The organism is Streptomyces sp. NPDC029139 (assembly GCF_055564335.1).
This window is the reverse complement of sequence record NZ_JBVHWN010000002.1, coordinates 22,821-48,572: the sequence shown is the minus strand read 5'-3', so window position 1 is coordinate 48,572 and position 25,752 is coordinate 22,821. Positions and strand designations below refer to the sequence as shown.

The window sequence follows — 25,752 nt, the reverse complement described above, 5'->3', positions numbered from 1 at the left end:
AATCAACGGGGCGCGGTGGGTTGGACGGCGGCAGGCTCCGGTCCGGGGCTCCGCGCGCCGTCACCGGTGCGGGCCGCCGCTTCGCGATCGCGCTTCTCGCGGCGTACCAGGACGACCCAGCCGACGGGCACGCCGGCCGTGAAGAGCCACCACTGCACGGCGTACGCCATGTGCGCGCCGATCGAGTCGTGGTCCGGCTCGGGGACCAGCTCGGGGGTCTTGCCCGTGGGCTCGGGCGCGGTCTGCTCCAGGTAGCCGCCGAGGACCTCGCGTCCGAGCAGCTCGGCCTGCTGCGCGCTGTTGATCAGCATGACCTGACGGTCCGGCAGGCCACGCAGGTCCTTGATGCCGCTGGCGTCGGTCGTCTCGTCGGCCTTGAGGCGGCCGGTGATGGTGATCTCGCCCTCGGGGGCGGGCGGCACCTCGGGGTACGCCTTCTGGTCGGGGGCGGCCGGGACCCAGCCGCGGTTCACCAGGACGACCCGGCCGTCCTTCAGGACCAGCGGGGTGAGCACCATCACACCCTGGCGGTCGTCGGCGTTGGTGCGGCGCCGGACGACGACCTCGTGCGCGGTGTCGAAGGTGCCGGTGGCGGTCGCCTGCCGCCAGTAGTCGGCGCGCGGAACGGTGTGACCGGGGGAGGTCAGCTCCTCGACCGGGCGCGGCTTCGCCTTCAGGTTCTCCGCGATCAGGGCGTTCTGCGCGACACGGCGCTCGTGCCGGTGGAACTGCCAGAAGCCCAGCTCGACCATCGTCGGGACGAGGGCGAGGGCGACGAGGGTGAGGATCACCCATTGCCGGGACAACAGGAAGCGGTACACCCCATGACCGTACAACTGTGGTCATGGGGTGCACGCACGGGGGCTCCGGTCAGGGGAGCCGGACCGGGCCTCATACGTGGTCGACGATCCCCGCCTTTCCCTCCGCGCGGGCGCAGTGGCCGCCGCAGTACCAGCTGCCCTCGACCTCGACGCCCTGGCCGATGATCTGCACCTTGCAGTGCTCACAGATGGGCGCCATGCGGTGAATGGCGCAGGAGAAGCAGTCGAAGACGTGCACCGCGCCCTGCGCGTGCACCTCGAAGGACATGCCGTAATCGTTTCCGCAGACCTCACAACGTGCCATGCGCCACAGGGTGCGGCGCGCGCCGGGCGAAGCGTGGGCGGCACGCCCGGTGCGTCACCCGTCTGCCGGGGCCACGTCCCGCAGCAGCTGGGTGAAGGCCGCCTCGTCGACGATCGGGGTGCCGAAGGACTTCGCCTTGACCGTCTTGGACGTGGCCGCGTCCGGGTCGTTCGTCACCAGCAGGCTCGTCAGCCGGGAGACGCTCGTGGCCACATGGAGCCCGGCCTCGACCGCGCGGTCCTCCAGCAGCTCGCGGTCGATGGAGGTGTCGCCCGAAAAGGCCACCCGCATGCCCTGCTTGAGCGGTTTGTCTGTTTCGTAACGTCCGGGGTTGGGATGCGGGCACGGCGGCCGCTTCCGCGAAGGGCGCCAGCTGTTCCCGTGGTACGACGCCTGGTAGCCGATCCGCGGGGCGGGCGGGGTGGACACCCACTCCGTCAGCGGCCGGCACTCGAGCAGCGGCAGCCGTACGTTCCGCTCCGCCGCGGTGTGCAGACTCGGCCGGAACGCCTCGGCGAGCACGCGCGCGTCGTCCAGCGCGTGGTGCGCCCGCTGCTGGACGACGCCGAAGTGCGCGGCAAGCGACTCCAGCTTGTGGTTGGGCAGCGGAAGCGACAGCTCCTTGGACAGGGCGATGGTGCACAGCCGCTGCCGCACCGGCGCCGTGCGCTCGGCCCGCGCGTACTCCCGGGCGATCATCTGCCAGTCGAAGATCGCGTTGTGCGCGACCAGCACCCGGCCGTCGAGCCGGGAGGAGAACTCGGCGGCGATCTCCGGGAAGAGCGGCGCGCCTTCCAGGACGTCGGTCGTCAGTCCGTGGATCCAGACCGGCCCCGGGTCCCGCTCCGGATTGACGAGGGTGTACCAGTGGTCCTCGACGTTGCCCTGGGCGTCGAGGCGGTAGACGGCAGCGGACACTATCCGGTCGTCGCGGGCGAGTCCGGTGGTCTCCACGTCGACGACCGCGTACCCCTGTGGGTAGGCGGCCGGCCACGTCGCTGCTGTCGTACGGTCGTCGAGCATGGTCACTGAGAATACGGGCCGCCGCCGACAACGCGGCCCCCGGTGTCCGCTCGGGCGACGTGATCCGGTCACCCCGTCGACGCGCCGCGCCGCTCCCCGCGCCATGACGCCACGCTCGTGGGGGAGTTCACCCGCACGGGCCGGCCCGCTCATCCCAACAGGGCCACCAGGTCTCCGGCCGCCGCCTGTTCGAGCCCGCAGCCGTCCACCGGTCCGGGCAGCAGACGGTAGACCGTACCCGTCGCCCCCTCCGGCACGACGTCGCCGTCCAGCAGGGCGAGGAAGGCGTTCCGGCCGCTCGCCGCCCGCGCCGCCACGGCCCGTCCGTCCATGGCCGTACGCCGCGTCTCCGGTACCCCGGACGTGCGGACCCGGTCCGCGAAGGAGGTGGCCCGCTCGCCGGGCCGCCGCTCGTACTCCCACACCTCGTCGGCGCGCTCGTGCCCGCGCCGCAGCACGGCGACCCGGTCGGAGCGCGCGGCCGCGTGCCACACGGCCAGGTCCCAGAGGGTCGTCCGGCCGGCGGTGAAGTACTGGTACAGGTCCTTGCCGACCCTCCCCAGGTCGCCGCTGTGCGCGTACACGCTCTGGAAGCCCTCGGACGGCGGCAGATGCAGGTCCGTCCAGAGGAAGGTGCGGTGTTCCAGGTCGACCAGCATCGGCACGTGGATCCGGGCGTCACCCACGAGGTCGTACCGCTGGCGCACGGTTCTCGGGTCGTACTCCGCGTTCCTCCCCTCCCTGGAAGGGAGGGCCATGAAACCCGCGAACGCGTCCAGGAGCTGCTCGAACGGCACGTTGTTGTAGCTGAAGACGATCGGCATCGCGAACCGCACACCGGCGTCCGCGAGCGCCGTCAGATCGAGGTCGGCGTATTCGGTCGCGCCCTTCGGCGCGGGCGCGGACGTCAGATCACCGGAGTGGACGACGGCGCGCCGCCCGAAGACGAGGTTCGTGTAGTCGCACAGTCCGACGTACGACCAGTCCGCGTCGAAGAGCGCGACCGACAGGTCCAGGTCGACCCGGGTCTTCGTCGGCTGCGTCCAGTGCAGGAACATCCGCAACACCTCGCCGCGGGGCAGCGGCTGCGTCGAGCCGCGCGGCACCGACACCAGCGCCTTGGCCGCGGCGCCCTCCGCGGAGGGCACGGCGAGGCCGGAGAGCGCGCCGTCCAGGACGGCGACGTCGAAGCGGGGCGCGGCGCCGAGCCGGCGCAGCATCTCGCTCTCCAGGAGGGCGCAGACCTCCTCGGTGAGTCCGGCCGGCAGGGGCGGGCGACGGTCGTCCGTCGTGTACGCGTGCGTCACCCGGCCGCGCGGGAAGAACACCCGCCGGTCACCCGGGAGGTGGCGGATCCTCAGCCGTCCCAGCGCCGAGAGCAGGGGGCCGGGACCCGCTCCGGGCAGGGCGCGGCGCAGCGTCTCGGCCACGCGCGCGTGCAGCGTGTCGGCGCCGTACAGCCGCAGCAGATGGTCGAGGCGCCGCACGAGTTCGCCGGGCCGCTGGGCGAGAAGCGCGAGCGCGGCGTCCGGATCCCCCGCGGCGAGGGCGGTCTCGACGCGGCCCGACCAGGTGTGCGGCTTGAGGCGGAGGCCGTCGACCCGGACGGCGCGGGGGTGCTCGGCGGCGGTGCGCAGCAGGGCCGCGCCGAGCGGGTCGTCCCCGGTGTCGAGGCAGGTGCCGCGCAGCACCGCGAAGGCCATCGCCGCCCGGGGGTGCCGGGCATGCCGCTCGTACGGATGAAGGACCTCGGCCGCCTTCTTCCACAACCCGGGGTGGCGCAGCAGATCCTCGACCAGCGACGTGGCGTCGAGCCCGTCCAGCACGGCGAGCAGCCGGCGGCGCAAGGGGCGGGGCACTGACCGGAAGCGTCGCGGCTCCAGCAGGTCCGCCTCCCCGCCCGAGCGGACTGCCAGCAGCCGCAGGACGTCGGTGGCGGTGGTGAGCCGGGTGTCGAGCTCGGCCTCCGCCGCCGCCCGGGTGGACCGGTCGAGCAGCAGGGTCCCCAGGAGCAGCGCCTTGGTCTCCCGTACGGGAATGTCGGCGGGCAGCCAGTCGAGGGTGGCGGGCGCGTGGGCGAGCAGCACCTTGAGGTCGTCGCGGTCGCTCGGGGACAGCGGAGTGCGCCGGGCCAACAGGGTGAGCAGGGCCTTGACCACGTCGGCGGACAGGTCCCGGCCGAGTGCCAGCAGCCGCAGCGGACCGACGGAGGCGTCCTCGTCGCCGGTGGAGGGGGCGGCCGCGGCCGTGGGCTGCAGGAACGGGTCGGCCTGGTCGAGGCGCCGGTGGCAGATCGGGCAGCCCGTGTACGCGGCGCCGTCCCAGCAGACCCGGCACACCAGGTGGGCGCAGGGCGAGACCGGATGGACGGTGCTCGCGGTGCCGCACAGGACGCACGGCTGGTTCGGCCACTGCAGCAGCAGCGCGCACACCCGCTCGACGTACAGCGCGAGCGTGTCGTCGGGAACGGAGACCGGGAAGGACCGGAACAGCGGCATGTGCGGGCGGTCCGCGCCCAGTTCGGCGTCCAGGCGGCGGAGGAGCGCGTGACCGGCGTCCGCGAGCCCGGCGGGCCCGAGCCAGGCGAAGGCGGCCCGCAGCTCGGCGGTGAGGGCGAAACCCCGGTCCAGGAGCTCGGCCTCCAGGGCGATGAGGCCCTCGGCGGTGGAGGGGTCGCCGGGGCGGGGCCCGGCCTGATCGACGTGGACCGTACGGAGACGGCGGAGCAGGACGGACGACACCACAGACAAAAAGGGATCTCCAGGAGGGAGGGGGAGAGGTGAGGCGGGAGACGGAGAGTGAGCGCGCTACGGAGTTCGTAGAAAAGGGAGAAGGAAGCACGCTTGCGGAGCCGTCCCCGCGTGCGCTCACCCTAGGACGGCCCCACGCGCGCGTGCCACCGAATTAACGCGCGGGCCCGGAACTCCCGCCCCGGGGCGCCAACAGGCCGTCCACCAGGGCTCGTACGGAGGCGGTGAAGAGGCCCTCCGTGTCGATCGGAGTGGCCAGGGCGCGTGCGAGAGCGGGGTCGGCTGAATCCGCCGTCCCCGTCTCCCAGAGCTCCACCTCGGCGGGGGACTGGACCGGCGCCCGCTCACGGTTGCGTTCGACCAGGACGAAGCCGACCACCTGGAACTGCACCGCCCGGACCACCTCCGCCGCCCGCGCGCCGCGCAGGCCGGCCGCGTGCACCTCGTGGGCCAGGGCGCGCTGGGCGGGCAGGAACATCCGCTCCGTCAGGCCCCGTTCGTGGACCATCGCCACCAGATGCGGGCGCTCGCGCAGCTCGCGACGGAGCGCCCGGGCCACCGAGACGATCCGCGCGGCGGGCGTGCGGCCGCGCGGGGTGATCGCGGACAGATCGTCGACCGTTCGTTCCACCAGCGCGTCGAGCAGGGACTCGCGGTTGCCGACGTGCCAGTAGATCGAGGTGACCGCCGTGCCGAGCTCCGCCGCGAGCTTGCGCATGGTGAGGGCGGCCGGGCCGTGCTGCTTCACCAGGGCCGCCGCGGCGTCCAGGACCTCCTCGCGGGTGAGTGCGGTGCGAGCCATCGAGTCCCCCAGTTCTCTTACGTGCACGGCTCTTTACCCTTCTCCGGCATCGGTGTAACTGTGTTACAGACCCGACCCCTCGAAGGGTGGTACGGCATGGCACGAGTACGGTACGGGGCCCGCACCGAAGCCGAGATCACGGCGGCCCGCACGAAGAGCGCGAAGCTTCCCGACATCTGGTCCACCGGAGTGGTGGCCGTCTGGGAGACCGATCCGGACGTGGTGGCGGCCGTCCTGCCGCCCCCGCTGAAACCCACCGAGCGGCCCCTCGTACGGGCCACCGTCTCCCAGGTCGACCTGCCCGGCTACCCCCTCGGCGCGGGCTCGGTCGCCGTCGCCGCCACCCACGGCGACCAGGAGGGCTGGTACCCGCTCGTCATGCCGATGACCCTGGAGCGCGCCCTCGTCGGCGGCCGTGAGGTCTTCGGCGAACCGAAGAAGCTCGGCGAGGTCACCGTCGAACGCGACGGCCTCGTCGTCCGCGCCTCGCTCGCCCGCCACGGCATCGCCTTCGTCGAGGTGCGCGGCGCGGTCTCCGGCGCGCTGCCCCTGCCGGAGCCCACAGAGAAGACCGACTTCTACTTCAAGTTCCTGCCGGGCGTGGACGGCACCGGCTTCGACGCCGACCCCGTCCTCGTCCACTGCGTCCGGAACGAAAAGGTCCGGAAGCTGGAACGGATCACCGGCGATGTCGTGCTGCGTGAGTCCATGTACGACCCCGTCGCCGACCTCCCCGTCCGCCGGATCGTCGAGATCACCCTCGGCGAGAAGACCACCGACCAGAAGGGCCGGGTCGTGGAACGGGTGAGCGCCCGGAGCCTTCTGCCGTACGTCCACCAGCGGTACGACGACCCCCTGCAGATCCTCGACGCGCCCCCGGACGGTTCGACGGGAGGGAGTGCCTGATGGAGCTGCGCGAAGGACAGGTCGCCGTCGTCACCGGCGCGGCGAGCGGCATCGGGCTCGCCATGGCGCGCCGCTTCGCCGCCGAGGGGCTCGCCGTCGTCCTCGGCGACGTGGAGGAGGCCGCGCTCACCGAGGCGGCCGGGGAACTGATGGAGGGCGGCGCGCGGATCCTCGTCCGTACCGTCGACGTCAGCGAGGCCGCTTCCGTACGGGCCTTCGCCGACGCGGCGTACGACACCTTCGGCGCCGTCCATGTCCTCTGCAACAACGCGGGCGTCGGCTCGGGCGCGGAGGGCCGTATGTGGGAGCACGAGCCCAACGACTGGAAATGGGCCTTCGCCGTCAACGTCTGGGGCGTCTTCCACGGCATCCAGGCGTTCGTCCCGCGCATGCTCGCCGGCGGCGAGCCCGGACACGTCGTCAACACCTCGTCCGGCGACGGCGGGATCGCCCCGCTGCCCACCGCCTCCGTGTACGCCGTCACCAAGGCGGCCGTGGTGACGATGACCGAGTCGCTGTACGCGCACCTGAAGGCCGAGCACGCGCGCGTGGGGGCCTCCGTGCTCTTCCCCGGCCCCCACATGCTGCGCACCGGCCTGTGGGAGTCCCACCGCAACCGGCCCGAGCGGTACGCCAAGGAGCGGCCGCGCAGGACCCCTTACCGCAGCCTCGACCAGTGGGAGGCGGCCATGAAGGAAGCCGGCCACGAGGTCGCCTTCACCCCCGTGGAGGAGGTCGCCGAACACGTCGTCGACGGCATCCGCGCCGACCGGTTCTGGATGCTCCCGGCCAGCGAGCACAGCGACCGGCAGATCCGGGCGCGCTCGCAGTCGATGCTCGACCGCGCCGACCCGTCCTATCTGGAGAGCTTCATCCTCGACTGAGGGGCTTCGCCATGAGCTATGAGGACCCGTATCTGATCATCTCCTCCGACTGCCACGCCGGTCTGCCCACCGAGCTGTACCGGCCCTATCTCGACTCCCGCTTCCACCGCGCCTTCGACGAGTTCCTCGCCGGGCGCGACGCCCGCCGTGAGGCCATGACCCGGCTCGGGGTGCGCAACGAGAACTTCGCGAACAAGTGGTTCAGCGACAACGAGGAAGGGCTGCGAGGCGGCTGGGACGCCGCCCAGCGGCTCAAGGAGCTCGACGGGGACGGAGTGGCCGCCGAAGTCGTCTTCCCCGACGCGGACGCCGTGGACAGCGGGACCGCCGCGCCGTTCGGGGTCGGCCTCGGGCTCTCCGGCGACCAGGACCCCGAGCTCGGCATGGCGGGCGCGCAGGCGCACAACCGCTGGCTCGCCGAGTTCGTCGGACAGAATCCCGAGCGGCACTGCGGGGTGGCGCTGCTGCCGATCACGGCCGAGCCGTCGAAGGTCGTCGCCGAGATCCACCGGGCCAAGGAGTCCGGGCTCGGGGCGCTGATGATCCCCTCCATGTGGGTGGACAAGGAGCCGTACCACGACCGGTGCTACGACCCGGTCTGGGCGGCCGCCGCCGAGACCGGGATGCCGCTCGTCACCCACTCCGGCGCCGCGCCGCGCGAGGAGTACGGCGACCATCTCGGGATCTACGTCAGCGAGGTGACCTGGTGGCCGGCCAGGCCGCTGTGGTTCCTGCTCTGGTCCGGCGTCTTCGAGCGCCACCCGGGCCTCAAGTTCGGCGTCGCCGAGTCCGGCTGCTGGTGGCTGCCGAACCTGCTGTGGTTCATGGACCGGCTCTACCTGGGCGCGCACGGCGGGAAGAAGCTCTCCCCGTTCGCGGAGCTGAAGCGGCCGCCGAGCGAGTACCTGGACCGCCAGGTCTTCGTCTGCGCCACCAACACCAAGCGGCGCGAGCTGGCCCAGCGGTACGAGATCGGCGTGGACAACATCCTGTGGGGCTCCGACTTCCCGCACCCGGAGGGAACCTGGCCCGCCACGCGCGCGTGGCTGCGGAACACCTTCCACGACATCCCGGTGGAGGAGACGCGCCGGATGCTGGGCCTGGCCGCGGCGGAGGTCTTCGGATTCGATATCCGAATATTGGATCCGATCGCCCGCCGCATCGGCCCGACCCCCGCCGAGCTGGGCCAGTCGCCGGACCAGGCGGCGGTGGAGGCGTCCTGGGCACGCTCCCGCGAGGTCGGCCGCCACTGGCTGACCGACCACGACTTCCCGGCCCTGGGAGTGACGCCATGACCGACCGCTACACCGTCGTCTCGGCGGACTGCCACGCCGGCGCGGACCTGCTCGACTACAAGCCGTACCTGGAGAAGAAGCACCACGAGGACTTCGACGCGTGGGCGGCCGGCTACGTCAACCCGTACGAGGACCTGCTCGCCGACACCGCCGACCGCAACTGGAACTCCGAGCGGCGGCTGCGCGAGCTGGAGGCGGACGGGATCGTCGCGGAGGTCGTCTTCCCCAACACCATCCCGCCGTTCTTCCCCTCCGCCTCACTGATGGCACCGGCCCCGACCCGGGCGGAGTTCGAACAGCGCTGGGCCGGGCTGCGCGCCCACAACCGGTGGCTGGCCGATTTCTGCGCGGACGCGCCCGGCCGCAGGGCGGGCGTGGCGCAGATCCTCCTCAACGACGTCGACGAGGCGGTACGGGAGATCCGCCGCACCAAGGAGGCGGGCCTGACCGGCGGCGTCCTGCTGCCCGGCGCACCGCCCGGCAGCGGCGTCCCGGAGCTGTACTCACGTACGTACGACCCGATCTGGGCGGTCTGCGCGGAGCTGGACGTCCCCGTCAACCACCACGGCGGCTCCGCCTCGCCGCCGCTCGGCGACGAACCGGCCGCGCGCGCGGTCTTCATGGTGGAGACGACGTGGTTCTCCCACCGCGCGCTGTGGCACCTGGTGTTCGGCGGAGCCTTCCGCCGCCACCCCGCCCTCAAGCTGGTCCTGACCGAGCAGGGCTCGGGCTGGATCCCCGGGGTCATGGAGATGCTGGACTACTACCACGCGCGCCTGGTCGCGGCGGCCTCGCGGGCCGCCACCGCCGAGTCCAAGTTCGGAGCCGGCCTCGCGGAGTCGATGGGCAAGGGCCCCAGCGAGGTCTGGCGGGACAACTGCTTCGTCGGCGCCAGCTTCATGCGCCCCCACGAGGTGCCGCTGCGTGACCGGATCGGCCTCGACAAGATCATGTGGGGCAGCGACTACCCGCACGACGAGGGCACGACCCCGTACTCCCGCGAAGGTCTCCGCATCGCCTACGCGGGGCTGCCGAGGGAGGAGGTCGCGGCGATGGTCGGCGGCAACGCGGCCCGTGTCTACGGCTTCGACCTGCGGTTCCTGGACTCCCTGGCGGCCGTGCACGGCCCGACCGTCGAGGAGATCGCCGAGCCCCTGAAGGAGGTCCCGCCGGAGGCCACGAGTCCCGCCTTCGCCCCGGGCGGGTCGGTCCGCGTCTGGTGAGGGACCGGGTGAGACCCTCCCGGGGTGACTGACGCACCCCTCGACGACTCGGCCCACGACGCCGGTCTGGGCGCCCGTCTCAACTGGCTCCGGGCCGCGGTGCTCGGAGCCAACGACGGGGTCGTCTCCACCGCGGGCCTCGTCGTGGGCGTCGCCGGTGCGACCGAGTCCCGGTCCGCGCTCCTGACCGCCGGCCTGGCCGGCCTGCTCGCCGGCTCGATGTCGATGGCGGCGGGGGAGTACGTCTCGGTCTCCACCCAGCGCGACTCGGAGAAGGCGGCCCTGGCGGTGGAGAAGCGCGAACTGCGGGAGCGGCCGGAGGCCGAACTCGACGAGCTGACGGACATCCTGTCCTCCCGCGGCCTCACCCGGGACGTCGCCCGCGAGGCCGCGGAACAGCTCACCGAACGCGACGCGCTGCGCGCCCACGCGCGCGTGGAGCTCGGCATCGACCCCGACGACCTCACCAACCCCTGGCACGCGGCCGCCGCCAGCTTCCTCGCCTTCACGGTCGGCGCCCTGCTCCCGCTCCTCGCGATCGTCCTCCCACCCCTCTCCATCCGTCTCTGGGTCACCGTCCTGTCCGTCCTCGCCGCCCTCGCGCTCACCGGCTGGTGGAGCGCCCGCCTGGGCGCGGCCCCGAGCCGCCCGGCCGTGGTGCGCAACATGGCGGGCGGGGCACTGGCGATGGCGGTGACCTACGGGGCGGGGTCGCTGCTGGGCGCGGCGGGGGTGTAGAGCGCCCGGCTGCCCTGCCCTCTCCGCACCCGTACGCCGATCCGGCTTGTGGGAAGGTGCCAAAGCCTGCTGACAAGTCGTCTCGCATACTTGTTGGTAACAACGTCTAGCCGCGCCCCGACCCCCACCTCTACCGTCGTCGGCATGCCGAACCTGCCCGATGTCGTGCTCTGGTCCATACCGGCGTTCGTCCTGCTCACCGTCCTCGAGATGGTCAGCTACCGGCTCCATCCCGACGAGGACGCCGCCGGATACGAGACCAAGGACGCCGCCACCAGCCTCGGCATGGGGATCGGCAGTCTCGCCTTCGACTTCCTCTGGAAGATCCCGATCGTCGCGATCTACACCGCGGTCTACGAGCTCACCCCGCTTCGCGTGCCCGTCCTGTGGTGGACGATCCCCCTGATGCTGCTCGCCCAGGACTTCTTCTACTACTGGCAGCACCGCGGCCACCACGTCATCCGCATCCTGTGGGCCTGCCACGTCGTCCACCACAGCAGCCGCAAGTTCAACCTCACCACCGCGCTGCGCCAGCCCTGGACCAGCCTCACCTCGTGGCCGTTCTACCTCCCGATGATCGCGCTCGGCGTCCATCCGGCCGCCGTCGCCTTCTGCTACTCGGTCAATCTCGTCTACCAGTTCTGGATCCACACCGAGCGCATCGACAAGCTGCCGCGCCCCTTCGAGTACGTCCTCAACACGCCCTCCCACCACCGCGTCCACCACGCCTCCCAGGGCGGCTACCTGGACCGCAACTTCGGCGGCATCCTGATCGTCTGGGACCGGATGTTCGGTTCCTGGGTGGGGGAGACCGCCAAGCCCGTCTTCGGCCTCACCAAGAACATCGAGACCTACAACCCGTTGCGCGTCGCCACCCACGAGTACGCCGCCATCGCCCGCGACGTGCGGGCCGCCACCAGCTGGCGCGAGCGCGCCGGGCGGGTCTTCCGGGGGCCCGGCTGGCAACCCGGCCCCGTTGTCGGCAAGAACCCCGGCCCGGCCACAGCGGAGCCCGCCGCGGAGCCGGCCGCGTGAGGCGGTCGTCCCGAGTCCTCCTCGCCGCCTTCGCGCTCGCCGTCGCCGTCGACCTGGTCTCCCTCCTCGCGGGCGCCGAACTCGGGCACCGGATCGCCAAGCCGCTGCTGATGCCCCTGCTCGCCGCGTACGCCGCCACCCGGGGCGCCCCGAAGCTCCTGCTCGCCGCGCTCCTCTTCGGCTGGGGCGGGGACGTCTTCCTGCTCTCCGACGCCGACTGGGCGTTCCTCGTCGGCATGGGCTCCTTCGCCGCCGGTCACGTCTGCTATCTGATGCTCTTCGGACGACGGCGTACGTCCGTCCCCCTCGGGATCGCGTACGGCGCCGCCCTCGTCGGCACCGTCGCGCTCCTGTGGCCCGACCTCCCCGCCGAGCTGCGGATCCCCGTCGCCGGCTACTCGCTCCTGCTCACCGCCATGGCCTACAGATCAAGCGCTCTGGGTCTCGCCGCCGGCGCGGGCGGCGCGCTCTTCCTGGTCTCCGACACCCTCATCGCGACCGGCGTCGCCGACTGGCCCCAGCTCCCCGCGCCCGACTTCTGGGTCATGCTGACCTACATCGCCGCCCAGTACCTGCTGACCACGGGCGCCCTCGCAGCGGAGTACGGTGAACGTCGTACAACCGACTGACAGCGAGGACCGCCCGCCATGCGCGCCACCACCATCCACGCCCCGTTCGACCTGCGCGTGGAGGACGTGCCCGACCCTGTGATCCAGGACTCCACGGACGTCGTCGTCCGCGTCCTGCGCGCCTGCGTCTGCGGCAGCGACCTGTGGGCCTACCGGGGCGAGTCCGCCCGGCGGCCCGGCCAGCGGATCGGCCACGAGTTCCTCGGCGTCGTCGAGGCGGCCGGCAAGGACGTCTCCGGCTTCTCCGCCGGCGATCTCGTCGTCGCCCCCTTCGTCTGGTCCGACGGCACCTGCGACTACTGCGCCGAGGGCCTGCAGACCTCCTGCCCGCGCGGTGGCTTCTGGGGTTCGGTGGGCTCCGACGGCGGCCAGGGCGAGGCCGTCCGCGTCCCCTTCGCCGACGGCACCCTCGTCAAGCTCCCCGCCGACGCGGCTTCCGACGACCACCTGCTGACCGCGCTTCTCGCCCTCTCCGACGTCATGGGCACCGGCCACCACGCCGCCCTCGGGGCGGGAGTGCGCAAGGGCTCGACCGTCGCGGTCGTCGGCGACGGCGCCGTCGGCCTCTGCGGCGTCCTCGCCGCCAAGCGCCTCGGAGCCGAGCGGATCATCGCGCTGGGCCGCCACACCGCCCGTACCGACATCGCCCGGACCTTCGGCGCCACCGACGTCGTCGCCGAACGCGGCGAGGCGGCCGAGGCCGCCGTCCGCGAACTCACCGGCGGCCAGGGCGCCCATGCCGTCATCGAGGCCGTCGGCACCGAGCAGTCGATGCGCACCGCCGTCGCCATCGCCCGCGACGGCGGCTCCATCGGCTACGTCGGCGTCCCGCACGGCAGCGGCACCGGACTCGACCTCTCCGTCATGTTCGACCGGAACATCGCGCTGCGCGGCGGCGTCGCGCCGGTCCGCGCCTACATCCCCGAGCTGCTGCCGGACGTCCTCGAAGGCCGCATCGACCCCTCCCCGGTCTTCGACCTGAGGGTCGGCCTCGACGGCGTCCCGGCCGGCTACAAGGCCATGGACGAGCGCACCGCGCTGAAGGTCCTCGTCACGCCGTGAGCCCTGCTGGGCCGTCCGGCGCCGAGGGTCCTCGTCACGCCGTGCGCCCTGCTGGGCCCTCCGGCGCCGAGGTCCTCGTCACGTCGTGAGCCCTGCTGGGCCCTCCGGCGCCGAGGGTCCTCGTCATGCCGTGGGCCATGCGAGGCCGTCCTGCGCCTAGGGTCCTCGTCACGCCGTGCGCCCTGCTGGGCCCTCCGGCGATGGGGTCACGCCGTGAGCCACGCGGGGTCGTCCCCGCCCTGACGGCCCGGCGGGCGCGACCAGCCCGCCGGGCCGCCCTCGTACGAGACGGGCGAGAGCGCGTGCCGCAGCCGGCCCAGCGGCCCGTCCGTCTCGGTCAGGTACCGCTCCGGCTCGTAGCGGGGGAGCGTGTGCGTCAGCCAGTGCCCCGTCTGCGCCAGCGCGAGACGTACGAGACGCGTGCCGCCGTCCCGCTCCTGCTCGGTCAGGGACCGCAGCACGGCCGCCGCGAGCAGATACCCGGAGCCGTGGTCCAGGGCCTGGGCCGGGAGCACGCCCGGCTTCTCCTCGGAGCCCTCGGTCACGGCGACACCGGTCGCCACCTGCACCAGACTGTCGAAGCCGCGCCGCTCGGCCCAGGGGCCGTAGTCGCCCCAGGCCGAGAGCCGCGCGACCACCAGACCCGGCCGGTGGAGACCGAAGCGCTCCAGCGCGCCGGGGCGGTACCCGGTCACCAGGACGTCGGCCGCGTCCAGCAGCTCGTCGAAGGTGCGGCGGTCCGCAGGGCGGTCGAGATCGAGAGCCGCCGTCCGCTTGCCGATGTCCGTGTCCGCGTGCTGGTCGGGCAGTTCGGGGTTCCCCGGCGGGTCGATCCGCAGGACGTCGGCCCCGAGCAGGGCCAGCGTCCTCGTCGCGACGGGACCGGCGATGACCCGGGTGAGGTCCAGCACCCGCAGGGGTCCCGAACGCCGCCTCGGCGCCGCGTCGTCCAGCCGCTCACGCGTCAGCAGCGGGCGCCTCGCCACCTCCCGGCCCTGCTCGGACGCCGCCCACTCCCGCGGGGTGCGCAGGGCGACGGCGAGGCCCCCGGCCGCGTACACGGCCGCCTCCAGCTCCTGCGCGCCACGCTGCCCGATCGCCGCGCCGACGGCCTCCGGCGACGCCTCCCGTACCTCCAGCGCGCGCAGCAGCGCCGTCCGGTGGTGCGGATAGTTGGCGTGGGTGCGGATCCAGCCGTCGGCGGCGCGGAAGAAGCCGGACAGCGGCGCGAAGTTCACCGGGGCCCGCCCGTCCACCCGAAGGTGACGCTCGCTCACGAACGCCGTGGCGACCGCCCCGTCGTCGACCCGGACCGGACCCCGCAGGCCCGCCCGCTCCACCGCCGCCAGGCCCGCGACCGCGACCGTCGCCCGGGCCAGGTCCATCACCGGCAGCCGCGCCGCCAGCAGCCCGGAGGGCCCGCCGTACGACACCCGGTCGACCAGGGCGGGATCGCCGCCGAGAGCCGACCACAACAACTCCGTACCCGTACGCACCGTGGTGACCATGGCTCATGATGGCACTCAGTGCCACGAAGGGGCCCCGGTGTGGTGAACCACACCGGGGCCCCTCCCTCGTGCGTGCCGGTCAGCGGCGCACGGCGTCGAGCGCGTCGACCATGCCGGCTCCGTAGAAGCCGTTCTTGTTCACACCGCCCTCGCAGACGGCGTCGACGGTGCCGTTGCCGTCGATGTCGTACGGGTTCGTGCAGGCGCGGTCGTCGGCCTGCGCGTAGAGCAGGGCCTTGAGCGCGGCCGGGCTCGCGTGCGGGTGCGTCGACTTCAGCAGCGCGAGCACACCGGCGGCGTGCGGCGCGGCCATCGACGTACCGGCCTTGTAGTTGTAGCCGCCGTTGACCGTGGTCGACAGGATGCGGCCGTTGACCGCCGGCGCGTCCGGGGTCTGGTACTCGGTACGGTCGCCACCGGGCGCCGCGATGTCGATGACGCCGTCACCGTAGTTCGAGTACGAGGACTTCAGGTCCTTGGCACCCGTCGCGGAGACCGTGACCACGCCCGGCAGCATGGCCGGGTAGTCGAGGCACTCCTGCGGGTCGATGACGCGGGTCACCGGCGTGGTGTCGTTCGGGCTGGTGACGTCCGTGAGCTCGTCCGCCGCCAGGTCCATCTTGGAGTTGCCGGCCGCCGCGACGTTGACCGTGCCCTTGCGCTCCGCGTAGCGGGTCGCACGGGTGACGGCCTCGATCAGCGCCTTCTGGTCGGCGTCGTTCTTGCACGCGAACAGCCACGGGTCCGTGTAGTAGCTGTTGTTGGTGATCTCGATACCGCGCTCGGCCGCCCACATGAAGCCGCAGACGACGGCCTCGGTGTAGAAGAAGCCGTCAGGCGTGGACACCTTGATGCCCGAGACCTTCACGCCCGGCGCGACGCCGGTGACGCCGACACCGTTCTTGGCGGCGGCGATCGTGCCCGCCACGTGCGTGCCGTGGTCGCTCTCGCCCGGGTTCGGACGCCACGAGCCCGGCGTCGTGTCCGGGGCACCGGTCACGCAGTTGGCGGAGGCGGCGGCGTCGAAGTTCGGCGCCAGGTCGGGGTGGGTGTCGTCGACACCCGTGTCGATGACACCGACCGTCACCTTGCTGCTGCCGAGCGTCTTCTGGTGGGCCTTGTCCGCCTTGATGGCGGGCAGGTCCCACTGCAGCGGCTCGAGCGGGTCCTGCGCGTCCGTCGCACCGGCCGCGGCTGCCGTCGCCTCGGCCGCGGTCAGCGCCTGGCCGCCTTCGCCGACCGAGGTGTCGGTCTGGACGGAGAGCGGCGCGGTGCGCGTCGAACCGGCGGACACCACGCCACGGGCCTGGCGGATCGTCTTCGCGAACTCGGGGTTCTGCGAGTGGACGACGATGACGCCGATCCGGTCGTAGGAGATGACCACCGTGCCACCGGCCGCGGCTATCGCCTTCTTCACCGAGTCGGCCGTCCAGCGACCCCCCTCGATGTTCACGACGTACGACAGCTTGGGACCGTCCGTCGAGACGGCGGTCGTCGCCGGGGCGTCGTTCAGCTCCGCGGCGGATACGCCGGTCGGAAGGAAGCCGAGCGAGGCCGTGAGCGCGAGACCGGCAGGCAGAGCGAGTACTCGGCCGCGTCTCGATCCCAGATGAGCCATGGGTTCTCCACATCATCCGTATGTACTGCCCGCGCGCGGATTTGCGGGCGGGCAGGTGCATGACGAGTGAAGTTATCGCTGATCTTCCCGCGGCTTCAATGAGTTGAGACGAGTTGATACAGATCCGGAGGAAGATCCAGGGCCGGTCGGTGAGGCTTCCGGGCGGAAAAAATCCGCGGTGAACCGCGTCGTCCCGCGCTCCGTGCCGTTGTGCAGGGGAGGAGCTCCGCAGCGGAGCGCCGTCCCCCACCCCCCAGCGAGGCCCCTTTGTCCATGCCCACCGCACCCGCGTCCCGAGGAGAATCCGTGGCCACCGAAGCACCACCGCCGCCCCGAGGCGGCACGGACGCCGATCCCAACGGCCCTGTCCAGCCCACGACCGAGGCCTTCCTCGAGGTGCAGGAGAGTGCGGAATTCGGCGAGCTGCGCCGCACGTACCGCTCCTTCGCCTTCCCCCTGACGATCGCCTTCATCGCCTGGTACCTGCTGTACGTGCTGCTCTCCAACTACGCGGGCGGCTTCATGGGGACCAAGCTCTTCGGCAACATCAACGTGGCGCTCGTCCTCGGCCTCGGCCAGTTCGCCACCACCTTCCTCATCGCCTGGCTCTACTCGCGGCACGCGGCGAACCGCCTCGACCCGAAGGCCGGGGCCATCAAGTCCCGTATGGAGCGCACGGAGGCCGACGCGTGAGCAGCACCCCTCTTCTCCTCGCGGCGGGCAACGCCACCAGCGAGCACCGGCCGCTGATCATCGCGCTCTTCGGCGCCTTCGTCGTCGCCACGCTCTTCATCACGGTCTGGGCCGGCCGCCAGACCAAGAGCGCCGCCGACTTCTACGCGGGCGGCCGCCAGTTCACCGGCTTCCAGAACGGCCTCGCGATCTCCGGCGACTACATGTCCGCGGCGTCCTTCCTCGGCATCGCCGGCGCCATCGCGCTCTTCGGCTACGACGGCTTCCTGTACTCGATCGGCTTCCTGGTCGCCTGGCTGGTCGCCCTGCTCCTGGTCGCCGAGCCGCTGCGCAACTCCGGCCGGTTCACCATGGGCGACGTCCTCGCCTACCGGATGCGCCAGCGCCCCGTCCGGACCGCCGCCGGCACCTCCACCATCGTCGTCTCGATCTTCTACCTGCTCGCCCAGATGGCCGGCGCCGGCGTCCTCGTCTCGCTGCTCCTCGGCATCACCAGCGACGGCGGCAAGGTCGCCATCGTCGCCCTGGTCGGCGTGCTGATGATCGTGTACGTCACCATCGGCGGCATGAAGGGCACCACCTGGGTGCAGATGGTCAAGGCCGTCCTGCTCATCGCCGGCACACTCCTGATCACCTTCCTCATCCTGCTGAAGTTCGACTTCAACCTCTCCGACCTGCTGGGGGCGGCCGCCACCAACAGCGGCAAGGGATCGGCCTTCCTGGAGCCGGGGCTGAAGTACGGCGTCAGCGGCATCTCGAAGCTGGACTTCATCTCGCTCGGCATCGCGCTCGTGCTGGGCACGGCCGGCCTGCCGCACATCCTGATCCGCTTCTACACGGTGCCGACCGCCCAGGCCGCCCGTAAGTCGGTCAACTGGGCCATCGGCATCATCGGCGCCTTCTACCTGATGACGATCGTCCTCGGCTTCGGTGCCGCTGCCCTGCTGAAGAACAGCGACATCATCGCCTCGAACAAGGCGGGCAACACGGCCGCCCCGCTGGCCGCCCTGGAGATCGGCGGCGGCGCCGGTTCCACCGGCGGCGCGATCCTGCTCGCCGTGATCTCCGCCGTCGCCTTCGCCACCATCCTCGCCGTCGTCGCCGGCCTGACCCTGGCCTCGTCCTCCTCCTTCGCGCACGACATCTACGCCAACGTCATCCGGCGCGGAAAGGCCACCGAGAAGGAGGAGGTCCGCGCCGCCCGCTGGGCGACCGTGCTCATCGGTGTCGTCTCGATCGCGCTCGGCGCGCTCGCCCGCGACCTCAACGTCGCCGGCCTGGTCGCCCTCGCCTTCGCGGTGGCGGCCTCCGCCAACCTGCCGACGATCCTCTACAGCCTCTTCTGGAAGCGGTTCACGACCCAGGGCGCGCTCTGGTCGATCTACGGCGGCCTGATCTCCTCGGTCGTCCTGGTGCTGTTCTCGCCGGTCGTCTCCGGCAAGCCCACCTCGATGTTCAAGACCGTGGACTTCTACTGGTTCCCGCTCGAGAACCCGGGCCTCGTCTCGATCCCGCTGGGCTTCCTGCTCGGCTGGCTCGGCTCCCTCCTCTCGAAGGAGGAGCCGGACAAGGGCAAGTACGCGGAACTGGAGGTCAAGTCGCTCACCGGTGTCGGAGCGCACTGATCCGCACACGGTACGCGACCACGGAGCGGCCGCGTCGTAGAGTCCTACGACGCGGCCGCTCCGCACCTCGTTCCAATCGGCCCCTGCTGCTTGTCGGTCCTCTCGCGTAGGCTCGCTGTATATCGCCGACATACATCGCCGAAAGATGGGGAGGGGGCCCACAGTGCTCATCGACACCTACGGCCGTGTGGCCACTGACCTGCGTGTCTCGCTCACCGACAGGTGCAATCTGCGGTGTACGTACTGTATGCCGGAAGAGGGCCTGCAGTGGCTGGCCAAGCCCGACCTGCTGACCGACGACGAGATCGTCCGGCTGATACGGATCGCGGTCACCGATCTCGGCGTCACCGAGGTCCGCTTCACCGGCGGCGAACCCCTGCTCCGCCCCGGCCTCGTCGGCATCGTCGAGCGGTGCGCGGCCCTGGAGCCCCGCCCCAAGATGTCCCTGACGACGAACGGCATCGGGCTCAAGCGCACGGCCGCCGCCCTGAAGGCCGCGGGCCTGGACCGGGTCAACGTCTCCCTCGACACCCTGCGGCCCGAGGTCTTCAAGACCCTCACGCGCCGCGACCGCCACCACGACGTGCTCGACGGCATGGCCGCCGCCCGCGACGCCGGTCTCACCCCGGTCAAGGTCAACGCCGTCCTGATGCCCGGCCTCAACGACGACGAGGCCCCCGACCTGCTGGCCTGGGCGATGGAGAACGAGTACGAGCTGCGCTTCATCGAGCAGATGCCGCTCGACGCCCAGCACGGCTGGAAGCGCGACGGCATGATCACCGCGGGGGACATCCTGCAGTCCCTGCGCACCCGCTTCACCCTGACCCCCGAAGGCGCGGACGAGCGGGGCTCGGCCCCCGCCGAGCGCTGGGTCGTGGACGGCGGGCCGCACACGGTCGGCGTCATCGCCTCCGTCACCCGCCCGTTCTGCCGGGCCTGCGACCGGACCCGGCTCACCGCCGACGGTCAGGTGCGCACCTGCCTGTTCGCCACCGAGGAGACCGACCTGCGGGCGGCTCTGCGTTCCGAGGGCGAGGACGGATCGGACGCCGAGATCGCGCGCATCTGGAAGCTGGCGATGTGGGGCAAGAAGGCCGGTTCGGGCCTGGACGACCCGAGCTTCCTCCAGCCGGAGCGCCCGATGTCAGCGATCGGCGGCTGATTCGCCCGGGCCCCCGGCCGGCGGTTCCCACTCCGTCAGCGGCACGACGTCCTTGAGGAAGCCCCGCACGCCCAGGAACTGGGAGAGGTGCTCGCGGTGGTCCTCGCAGGCGAGCCAGGTCTTGCGGCGCTCGGGCGTGTGCAGCTTGGGATTGTTCCAGGCCAGCACCCATACCGCGTCGACGCGGCAGCCCTTGGCGGAACAGATCGGGGTTTCGTCACTCACACGATCATTGTCCAGCAATGGCGATGCCGAGCAGCCACGGGGGGAGCTGCCCGGCATCGGTCCGTCGCTCCGACGGGGGATGCGGAGCGCGTAGGAAGTATGTCATGGGGACCGGGGTGTGGTGCACCGGAACTTCATGATTGATCTGAGCTTTTCTTGAGCTTTTGAATCGCTGTACTGATCAACTCTGACCGAACGAACGGTCCGTACGCCCCTGCGCCGCATCGTCGGCCGAAGCGTCGGGCGCATCGTCCCCCGACCCGTCCGCGGAGGCGTGCCCGACGGGGAGCTCCGGCCGGTACGGCGTCGGCACGAACGTGGAGGGAAGGGACGGCGGCTTCTCCCGGCCCGCGTTCGCGATGACCACCGCGACGTAGGGCAGCAGGGCGCCGAGGACGAGAGCCGCGATGGCGACATGCCGCTCGACGCCCCACAGCACGATCGCGGCGATGACGGACAGCGTCCGCACCGACATCGAGATCACATAGCGTCGCTCCCGGCCACGGACATCGTCGGCCAGGCCCTGACGAGCTCCGGTGATTCGGAAGACCTCTGTTCCGCCGCGCTTCCGCATCGCATTCCACCGCCACCGTCACGCCGGACGCTCCCCGGTCCGGACCTCTCTCCACGGTACGCCCGACGATCGAGGCCGCGAAGGCCGGGTCCCGTATGGCTCCACCCGACATGCGCCGTATGGCCAGGAGGCCGAGACTGGGCCCACATGCGCAGATTGCGCCGCATGAGGAGGCGAGGCGACCATGAGTTGGTTGTGGGCAATCATCGTGGGCTTGGTGCTCGGTCTGATCGCGAAGGCGATCATTCCGGGAAAGCAGCAGATCCCGCTGTGGCTGACGACCGTGTTCGGCATCATCGGCAGCGTTCTCGGCAATTCCGTCGCGAGCTGGATCGGGGTCGACGACACCAAGGGGATCGACTGGACCCGCCACCTGCTCCAACTCATCGGAGCGGTCGCCGTGGTCGGTGTGGGCGACATGCTGTGGGCCTCGATCAGGGGCAACAGAAGCAGGGCGTGACCGGGCGACGGGCATGACGGCCCGCAGGGCGCTCGGACACGGCGAAGGCCGGTACGCGCGTCGAGCGCGTACCGGCCTCCGTCGTCTCGAACTCCGGGCGACGGTGCCACGAGCTCTGCGTCAGCCCGCCGAAGCGACCTCGATCGCCGCCAGGTTCTTCTTGCCCCGGCGCAGCACCAGCCAGCGGCCGTGCAGCAGCTCGTCCGCCGACACCTCGGCGTCCTCGGCGGTGACCTTCACGTTGTTCACGTACGCCCCGCCCTCCTTCACCGTCCGGCGCGCCGCCGACTTGCTCGGCGCCAGACCGACCTCGGTGAACAGGTCCACGACCTGCCCGAGCTCCGCCACGCGTGCGTGCGGCAGCTCGGACAGCGCGGCGGCCAGCGTCGGCGCGTCCAGCTCGGTCAGGTCGCCCTGCCCGAACAGCGCCTTCGAGGCGTTGATGACGGCCGCGCACTGCTCGGCGCCGTGCACCAGCGTCGTCAGCTCCTCCGCGAGCGCCCGCTGTGCGGCCCGGGCCTGAGGCCGCTCGGCGGTCTGCCGCTCCAGCTCCTCGAGCTCCTCACGGGACTTGAAGGACAGGATCCGCATGTACGTGGAGACGTCCCGGTCGTCCACGTTCAGCCAGAACTGGTAGAACGCGTACGGCGTGGTCATCTCCGGGTCGAGCCACACGGCCCCGCTCTCGGTCTTGCCGAACTTGGTGCCGTCCGCCTTCACCATCAGCGGGGTCGCCAGCGCGTGCACCTCCGCCCCGGGCTCCAGCTTGTGGATCAGGTCGAGGCCCGCCACCAGGTTGCCCCACTGGTCGGACCCGCCCTGCTGCAGCGTGCAGCCGTAGCGGCGGTACAGCTCCAGGAAGTCCATGCCCTGGAGCAGCTGGTAGCTGAACTCGGTGTAGCTGATGCCCTGCTCGGACTCCAGGCGCCGGGCGACGGAGTCCTTGGTCAGCATCTTGTTGACCCGGAAGTGCTTGCCGATGTCCCGCAGGAACTCGATCGCCGACATGCCGGCGGTCCAGTCCAGGTTGTTCACCATGATCGCCGCGTTCTCCCCCTCGAAGGAGAGGAACGGCTCGATCTGCGTCCGCAGCCGGTTCACCCAGTTCGCGACCGTCTCGGGATCGTTCAGGGTGCGCTCGGCGGTCGGCCGGGGGTCACCGATCTGACCGGTGGCCCCACCGACCAGCGCCAGCGGCCGGTGACCGGCCTGCTGGAGCCGGCGGACCGTGAGCACCTGGACCAGGTGACCGACGTGGAGACTGGCCGCGGTCGGGTCGAAACCGCAATAGAACGTGACGGGACCGTCCGCGAGAGCCTTGCGCAGTGCGTCCTCGTCGGTGGACTGGGCGAACAGCCCGCGCCACTTGAGCTCGTCGACGATGTCCGTCACGATTCTCGGTCTCCTTGGTTGATGGTCGTCACGCCGTGAGTCAGTCTATGGGGGTCAGACACCCTTGCTGACCGAGCTCATGTTGAAGTCCGGCACCCGCAGAGCCGGCATCGCCGCCCGGGTGAACCAGTCGCTCCACTCGCGCGGCAGCGTCTTCTCGGTCCGTCCCGCCTCCGAGGCCCGCGACAGCAGATCCACCGGCGACTCGTTGAACCGGAAGTTGTTCACCTCGCCGACCACCTCGCCGTTCTCGACGAGGTAGACGCCGTCCCGCGTCAGCCCCGTCAGCAGCAGGGTGGCCGGGTCGACCTCGCGGATGTACCAGAGGCAGGTCAGCAGCAGCCCGCGTTCCGTGGAGGCCACCATCTCCTCCAGCGAGCGCTCGCCGCCGCCGTCCAGGATCAGGTTCCCGGCCCCGGGCGCCACGGGCAGGCGAGTGAGCGCCGCCGTGTGCCGGGTCGTGATCAGATGCTCCAGCTTCCCCTCGCGCATCCAGTCCGTCTGCGCCAGCGGCAGACCGTTGTCGAAGACGGAGGAGTCGTCGCCCGAGGAGTGCGCGATCACGAACGGCGCGGACTCCAGGCCGGGCTCGTTCGGGTCGCTGCGCAGGGTCAGCGGCAGCGGGGACAGCCTCTCGCCGATCCGGGTCCCCCCACCGGGCTTCGAGAAGACCGTGCGGCCCTCCACCGCGTCCCGGGCCGCCGAGGACCACAGCTGGTAGATCAGCAGGTCGGCCACGGCGGTCGGCGGAAGCAGCGTCTCGTACCGGCCGGCCGGCAGCTCGATCCGGCGCTCCGCCCAGCCCAGCCGCCGCGCCAGGTCGGCGTCCACCGCCGCCGGATCGACGTCCTTGAAGTCGCGGGTGGAGTGCCCGGCCCACGCGGAGCGCGAACGGTCGGGGGACTTGGCGTTGAGCTCCAGGGTGCCGTTCGGCTGGTCGTGCCGCAGCCGCAGCCCCGTCGACGTGCCCAGGTACGTCGAGGTCAGCTCATGGTGGGCGAAGCCGTACAGCTCGCGCCCGCCGGCCCGGGCCCGGGCGAATGCCTCACCGAGCGCGGGCGCGAAGTCCGCGAAGACCGCGGAGCTGGTCTCGGCCGGCGCGTCCGTGAAGTCGGGGGAGACGTCGACGCCTTCGACCAGCGGCTGCGCGTCCTCCGCGGGCCCCGCGGCCCGGGCGGCGGCCTCCGCGGCCCGCACCAGCGGCTCCAGTTCGTCCACGGTCACCGCCGAGCGCGAGACGACACCGGTGGCGGTGCCCTCCGAGCCGTCGACGGTCGCGATGACGGTCAGCGTCCTGCCCCGGGTGACGCCGTTGGTGGTCAGCGCGTTGCCCGCCCAGCGCAGATTGGCGGAGGACTCCTCGTCCGCGATGACCACACACCCGTCCGCGCGGGACAGCTCCAGGGCCCGCTCGACGATCTCGTACGGCTTGCTGACGCGGCTCATCGACCGGCCTCCTGCGTGGTGTTCAGAATGTTGACGCCCCTGAAGAGGGCGGAGGGGCAGCCGTGGGAGACCGCCGCGACCTGGCCGGGCTGGGCCTTGCCGCAGTTGAACGCGCCACCCAGGACGTACGTCTGCGGGCCGCCGACCTTCTCCATCGAGCCCCAGAAGTCCGTCGTCGTCGCCTGGTACGCGACGTCCCGCAGCTGACCGGCCAGCTTGCCGTTCTCGATGCGGAAGAAGCGCTGCCCGGTGAACTGGAAGTTGTAGCGCTGCATGTCGATCGACCAGGACCGGTCGCCGACCACGTAGATGCCCCGCTCGACCCCGCCGATCAGATCCTCGGTGGAGAGACCGCCCGGATCCGGCTGCAGCGAGACGTTCGCCATCCGCTGCACCGGAACGTGCGAGGGCGAGTCCGCGAAGGCGCAGCCGTTCGACCGGCCCAGGCCCGTGAGCTTCGCGATCCGCCGGTCCAGCTGGTAGCCGACGAGCGTGCCGTCCTTGACCAGGTCCCACGACTGCGCCTCGACGCCCTCGTCGTCGTACCCGACGGTCGCGAGCCCGTGCTCGGCGGTGCGGTCACCGGTCACGTTCATGATCGACGACCCGTACGCCAGCTTCCCCAGCTGGTCGAAGGTGGCGAAGGAGGTCCCGGCGTACGCCGCCTCGTACCCCAGCGCCCGGTCCAGCTCGGTGGCGTGACCGATCGACTCGTGGATCGTCAGCCAGAGGTTCGACGGGTCGACCACCAGGTCGTACGTCCCCGCCTCCACGCTCGGCGCCCGCATCTTCTCGGCGAGCAAGCCGGGAATCTGCTCCAGCTCCGCGTCCCAGTCCCAGCCGGTGCCGGTCAGATACTCCCAGCCCCGCCCGACCGGCGGCGCGATCGTCCGCATCGAGTCGAACTCACCGGTCGTCTCGTCCACGGCCACCGCGGTGAGCTGCGGGTGCAGCCGGACCCGCTGCTGGGTGGTGACGGTGCCCGCCGTGTCCGCGTAGAACTTGTTCTCCTGGACGGTCATCAGCGAGGCGTCCACGTGCGCCACGCCCTCCGCCCGCAGCAGCTGCGCGCTCCACTCGGCGAGCAGCGCGCTCTTCTGCGCGGCGGGGATGTCGAAGGGGTTGATCTCGTACGAGGAGATCCAGGTCCGCTCCGCGTGCACCGGCTCGTCGGCCAGCTCCACCCTCTCGTCCGACCCGGCCGCCGCGATCACCTTCGCGGAGAGCTTGGCCATCGCGACCGCCTGGGAGGCGACTCGGGCGGCCCCGTCCATGGTCAGATCGACCCCGGAGGCGAACCCCCAGGCCCCGCCGTGCACCACCCGGACCGCGTACCCGAGGTCCGTGGTGTCCGAGGAGCCGGAGGGCTTGGCGTCCCGCAGCCGCCATGAGGCGCTGCGCACCCGCTCCAGACGGAAGTCGGCATGGTCGGAGCCGAGGGCACGCGCGCGTGCGAGCGCGGCGTCGGCGAGCGCCCGCAGCGGCAGCGCCGTGAAGGCTTCGTCGAGTGAATGAGACCCAGAGGGCACAGTCGTCTCCTGTCGTGTGAGACCGGTCGCCTCCGATCATGTCGCGCT

The 25,752-nt window shown here is 71.6% G+C and carries 24 protein-coding genes; 12 read left to right on the top strand and 12 right to left on the bottom strand.

Features of this window, described 5'->3' with window-relative positions:
- Positions 1 to 2: 2 nt before the first annotated feature.
- From ACZ4VW_RS04330 to ACZ4VW_RS04310, 5 genes are all read right to left on the bottom strand, one after another.
- Positions 3 to 821 (bottom strand): SURF1 family cytochrome oxidase biogenesis protein, encoded by an 819-nt coding sequence (locus tag ACZ4VW_RS04330; protein ID WP_467958282.1) that lies wholly within the window; start codon positions 819 to 821, stop codon positions 3 to 5.
- A gap of 70 nt (positions 822 to 891) precedes the next feature.
- Entirely contained in the window at positions 892 to 1,125 is a 234-nt protein-coding gene (locus tag ACZ4VW_RS04325) for a hypothetical protein (RefSeq protein ID WP_355111499.1), read from the bottom strand.
- Between the two features lie 54 nt (positions 1,126 to 1,179).
- Positions 1,180 to 2,154: a DEDDh family exonuclease gene (locus ACZ4VW_RS04320; protein WP_467958280.1), complete on the bottom strand. Its 975-nt coding sequence runs from the start codon at positions 2,152 to 2,154 to the stop codon at positions 1,180 to 1,182.
- Positions 2,155 to 2,297: 143 nt separating this feature from the next.
- Positions 2,298 to 4,898 carry an MXAN_6230/SCO0854 family RING domain-containing protein gene (locus tag ACZ4VW_RS04315; RefSeq protein WP_467958278.1) on the bottom strand — a complete coding sequence of 867 codons (2,601 nt, stop codon included), beginning with the start codon at positions 4,896 to 4,898 and terminating at the stop codon, positions 2,298 to 2,300.
- A 154-nt stretch (positions 4,899 to 5,052) separates the two neighbouring features.
- A complete protein-coding gene (locus ACZ4VW_RS04310; protein WP_467958276.1) occupies positions 5,053 to 5,700 on the bottom strand; it encodes a TetR/AcrR family transcriptional regulator in 648 nt (215 codons plus the stop codon).
- A gap of 96 nt (positions 5,701 to 5,796) precedes the next feature.
- Between ACZ4VW_RS04310 and ACZ4VW_RS04305 the strand changes: the two genes are divergently transcribed.
- The 8 genes from ACZ4VW_RS04305 to ACZ4VW_RS04270 all read left to right on the top strand — a co-directional run bounded on the left by ACZ4VW_RS04305 (position 5,797) and on the right by ACZ4VW_RS04270 (position 13,472).
- On the top strand, positions 5,797 to 6,606 hold the full coding sequence (locus ACZ4VW_RS04305) for an acetoacetate decarboxylase family protein (RefSeq protein ID WP_467958274.1): 810 nt from the start codon (positions 5,797 to 5,799) through the stop codon (positions 6,604 to 6,606).
- Positions 6,606 to 7,490: an SDR family NAD(P)-dependent oxidoreductase gene (locus tag ACZ4VW_RS04300; RefSeq protein ID WP_467958272.1), complete on the top strand. Its 885-nt coding sequence runs from the start codon at positions 6,606 to 6,608 to the stop codon at positions 7,488 to 7,490. Before ACZ4VW_RS04305 ends, ACZ4VW_RS04300 begins: the two co-directional genes overlap by 1 nt.
- 11 nt (positions 7,491 to 7,501) lie before the next feature.
- The gene (locus ACZ4VW_RS04295; RefSeq protein WP_467958270.1) at positions 7,502 to 8,785 is read left to right on the top strand and encodes an amidohydrolase family protein; all 1,284 of its coding nucleotides are present in this window, start codon (positions 7,502 to 7,504) and stop codon (positions 8,783 to 8,785) included.
- A complete protein-coding gene (locus tag ACZ4VW_RS04290; protein ID WP_467958268.1) occupies positions 8,782 to 10,008 on the top strand; it encodes an amidohydrolase family protein in 1,227 nt (408 codons plus the stop codon). Before ACZ4VW_RS04295 ends, ACZ4VW_RS04290 begins: the two co-directional genes overlap by 4 nt.
- Before the next feature lie 24 nt (positions 10,009 to 10,032).
- On the top strand, positions 10,033 to 10,746 hold the full coding sequence (locus ACZ4VW_RS04285) for a VIT1/CCC1 transporter family protein (RefSeq protein WP_467958266.1): 714 nt from the start codon (positions 10,033 to 10,035) through the stop codon (positions 10,744 to 10,746).
- Positions 10,747 to 10,890: 144 nt separating this feature from the next.
- Positions 10,891 to 11,781, top strand: a complete 891-nt coding sequence (locus ACZ4VW_RS04280; RefSeq protein WP_467958264.1) for a sterol desaturase family protein — start codon at positions 10,891 to 10,893, stop codon at positions 11,779 to 11,781.
- On the top strand, positions 11,778 to 12,410 hold the full coding sequence (locus ACZ4VW_RS04275; RefSeq protein ID WP_467958262.1) for a lysoplasmalogenase: 633 nt from the start codon (positions 11,778 to 11,780) through the stop codon (positions 12,408 to 12,410). Before ACZ4VW_RS04280 ends, ACZ4VW_RS04275 begins: the two co-directional genes overlap by 4 nt.
- Before the next feature lie 18 nt (positions 12,411 to 12,428).
- A complete protein-coding gene (locus ACZ4VW_RS04270; protein WP_467958260.1) occupies positions 12,429 to 13,472 on the top strand; it encodes a zinc-dependent alcohol dehydrogenase family protein in 1,044 nt (347 codons plus the stop codon).
- A gap of 206 nt (positions 13,473 to 13,678) precedes the next feature.
- Here ACZ4VW_RS04270 and ACZ4VW_RS04265 read toward each other — a convergent pair whose 3' ends face one another.
- A complete protein-coding gene (locus ACZ4VW_RS04265; protein WP_467958258.1) occupies positions 13,679 to 14,980 on the bottom strand; it encodes a CoA transferase in 1,302 nt (433 codons plus the stop codon).
- Between the two features lie 79 nt (positions 14,981 to 15,059).
- A complete protein-coding gene (locus ACZ4VW_RS04260; protein ID WP_467958256.1) occupies positions 15,060 to 16,598 on the bottom strand; it encodes a S8 family peptidase in 1,539 nt (512 codons plus the stop codon).
- Positions 16,599 to 16,904: 306 nt separating this feature from the next.
- Between ACZ4VW_RS04260 and ACZ4VW_RS04255 the strand changes: the two genes are divergently transcribed.
- The 3 genes from ACZ4VW_RS04255 (at position 16,905) to moaA (ending at position 20,078) form a co-directional block, all read left to right on the top strand.
- The gene (locus tag ACZ4VW_RS04255) at positions 16,905 to 17,291 is read left to right on the top strand and encodes a DUF485 domain-containing protein (RefSeq protein WP_467958254.1); all 387 of its coding nucleotides are present in this window, start codon (positions 16,905 to 16,907) and stop codon (positions 17,289 to 17,291) included.
- Entirely contained in the window at positions 17,288 to 18,916 is a 1,629-nt protein-coding gene (locus tag ACZ4VW_RS04250; protein ID WP_467958252.1) for a solute symporter family protein, read from the top strand. The genes ACZ4VW_RS04255 and ACZ4VW_RS04250 overlap by 4 nt, the downstream gene beginning before the upstream one ends.
- A gap of 163 nt (positions 18,917 to 19,079) precedes the next feature.
- A complete protein-coding gene (gene moaA / locus ACZ4VW_RS04245; protein ID WP_467958250.1) occupies positions 19,080 to 20,078 on the top strand; it encodes a GTP 3',8-cyclase MoaA in 999 nt (332 codons plus the stop codon).
- Here moaA and ACZ4VW_RS04240 read toward each other — a convergent pair.
- Together ACZ4VW_RS04240 and ACZ4VW_RS04235 are read right to left on the bottom strand one after the other, a co-directional pair.
- Positions 20,061 to 20,303 carry a hypothetical protein gene (locus tag ACZ4VW_RS04240; protein ID WP_467958248.1) on the bottom strand — a complete coding sequence of 81 codons (243 nt, stop codon included), beginning with the start codon at positions 20,301 to 20,303 and terminating at the stop codon, positions 20,061 to 20,063. The two genes, moaA and ACZ4VW_RS04240, sit on opposite strands and share 18 nt — an antisense overlap.
- Positions 20,304 to 20,484: 181 nt before the next feature.
- Positions 20,485 to 20,877 carry a DUF3099 domain-containing protein gene (locus tag ACZ4VW_RS04235; RefSeq protein ID WP_467958246.1) on the bottom strand — a complete coding sequence of 131 codons (393 nt, stop codon included), beginning with the start codon at positions 20,875 to 20,877 and terminating at the stop codon, positions 20,485 to 20,487.
- 184 nt (positions 20,878 to 21,061) lie between these two features.
- Here ACZ4VW_RS04235 and ACZ4VW_RS04230 point away from each other — a divergent pair, with 184 nt between their 5' ends.
- Positions 21,062 to 21,337 (top strand): GlsB/YeaQ/YmgE family stress response membrane protein, encoded by a 276-nt coding sequence (locus ACZ4VW_RS04230; RefSeq protein WP_467958244.1) that lies wholly within the window; start codon positions 21,062 to 21,064, stop codon positions 21,335 to 21,337.
- A gap of 120 nt (positions 21,338 to 21,457) precedes the next feature.
- Here ACZ4VW_RS04230 and tyrS read toward each other — a convergent pair whose 3' ends face one another.
- Genes tyrS through ACZ4VW_RS04215 form a run of 3 tightly spaced genes read right to left on the bottom strand, consistent with a single transcriptional unit; the run spans position 21,458 to position 25,704 of the window.
- Positions 21,458 to 22,729: a tyrosine--tRNA ligase gene (gene tyrS, locus ACZ4VW_RS04225; protein WP_467958242.1), complete on the bottom strand. Its 1,272-nt coding sequence runs from the start codon at positions 22,727 to 22,729 to the stop codon at positions 21,458 to 21,460.
- 54 nt (positions 22,730 to 22,783) lie between these two features.
- Positions 22,784 to 24,175, bottom strand: coding sequence for a metallopeptidase TldD-related protein (locus tag ACZ4VW_RS04220; protein ID WP_467958240.1), 1,392 nt, complete (start codon positions 24,173 to 24,175; stop codon positions 22,784 to 22,786).
- Complete coding sequence (locus ACZ4VW_RS04215) at positions 24,172 to 25,704, bottom strand: TldD/PmbA family protein (RefSeq protein ID WP_467958238.1); 1,533 nt, start codon at positions 25,702 to 25,704, stop codon at positions 24,172 to 24,174. Before ACZ4VW_RS04215 ends, ACZ4VW_RS04220 begins: the two co-directional genes overlap by 4 nt.
- Positions 25,705 to 25,752 lie beyond the last annotated feature (48 nt).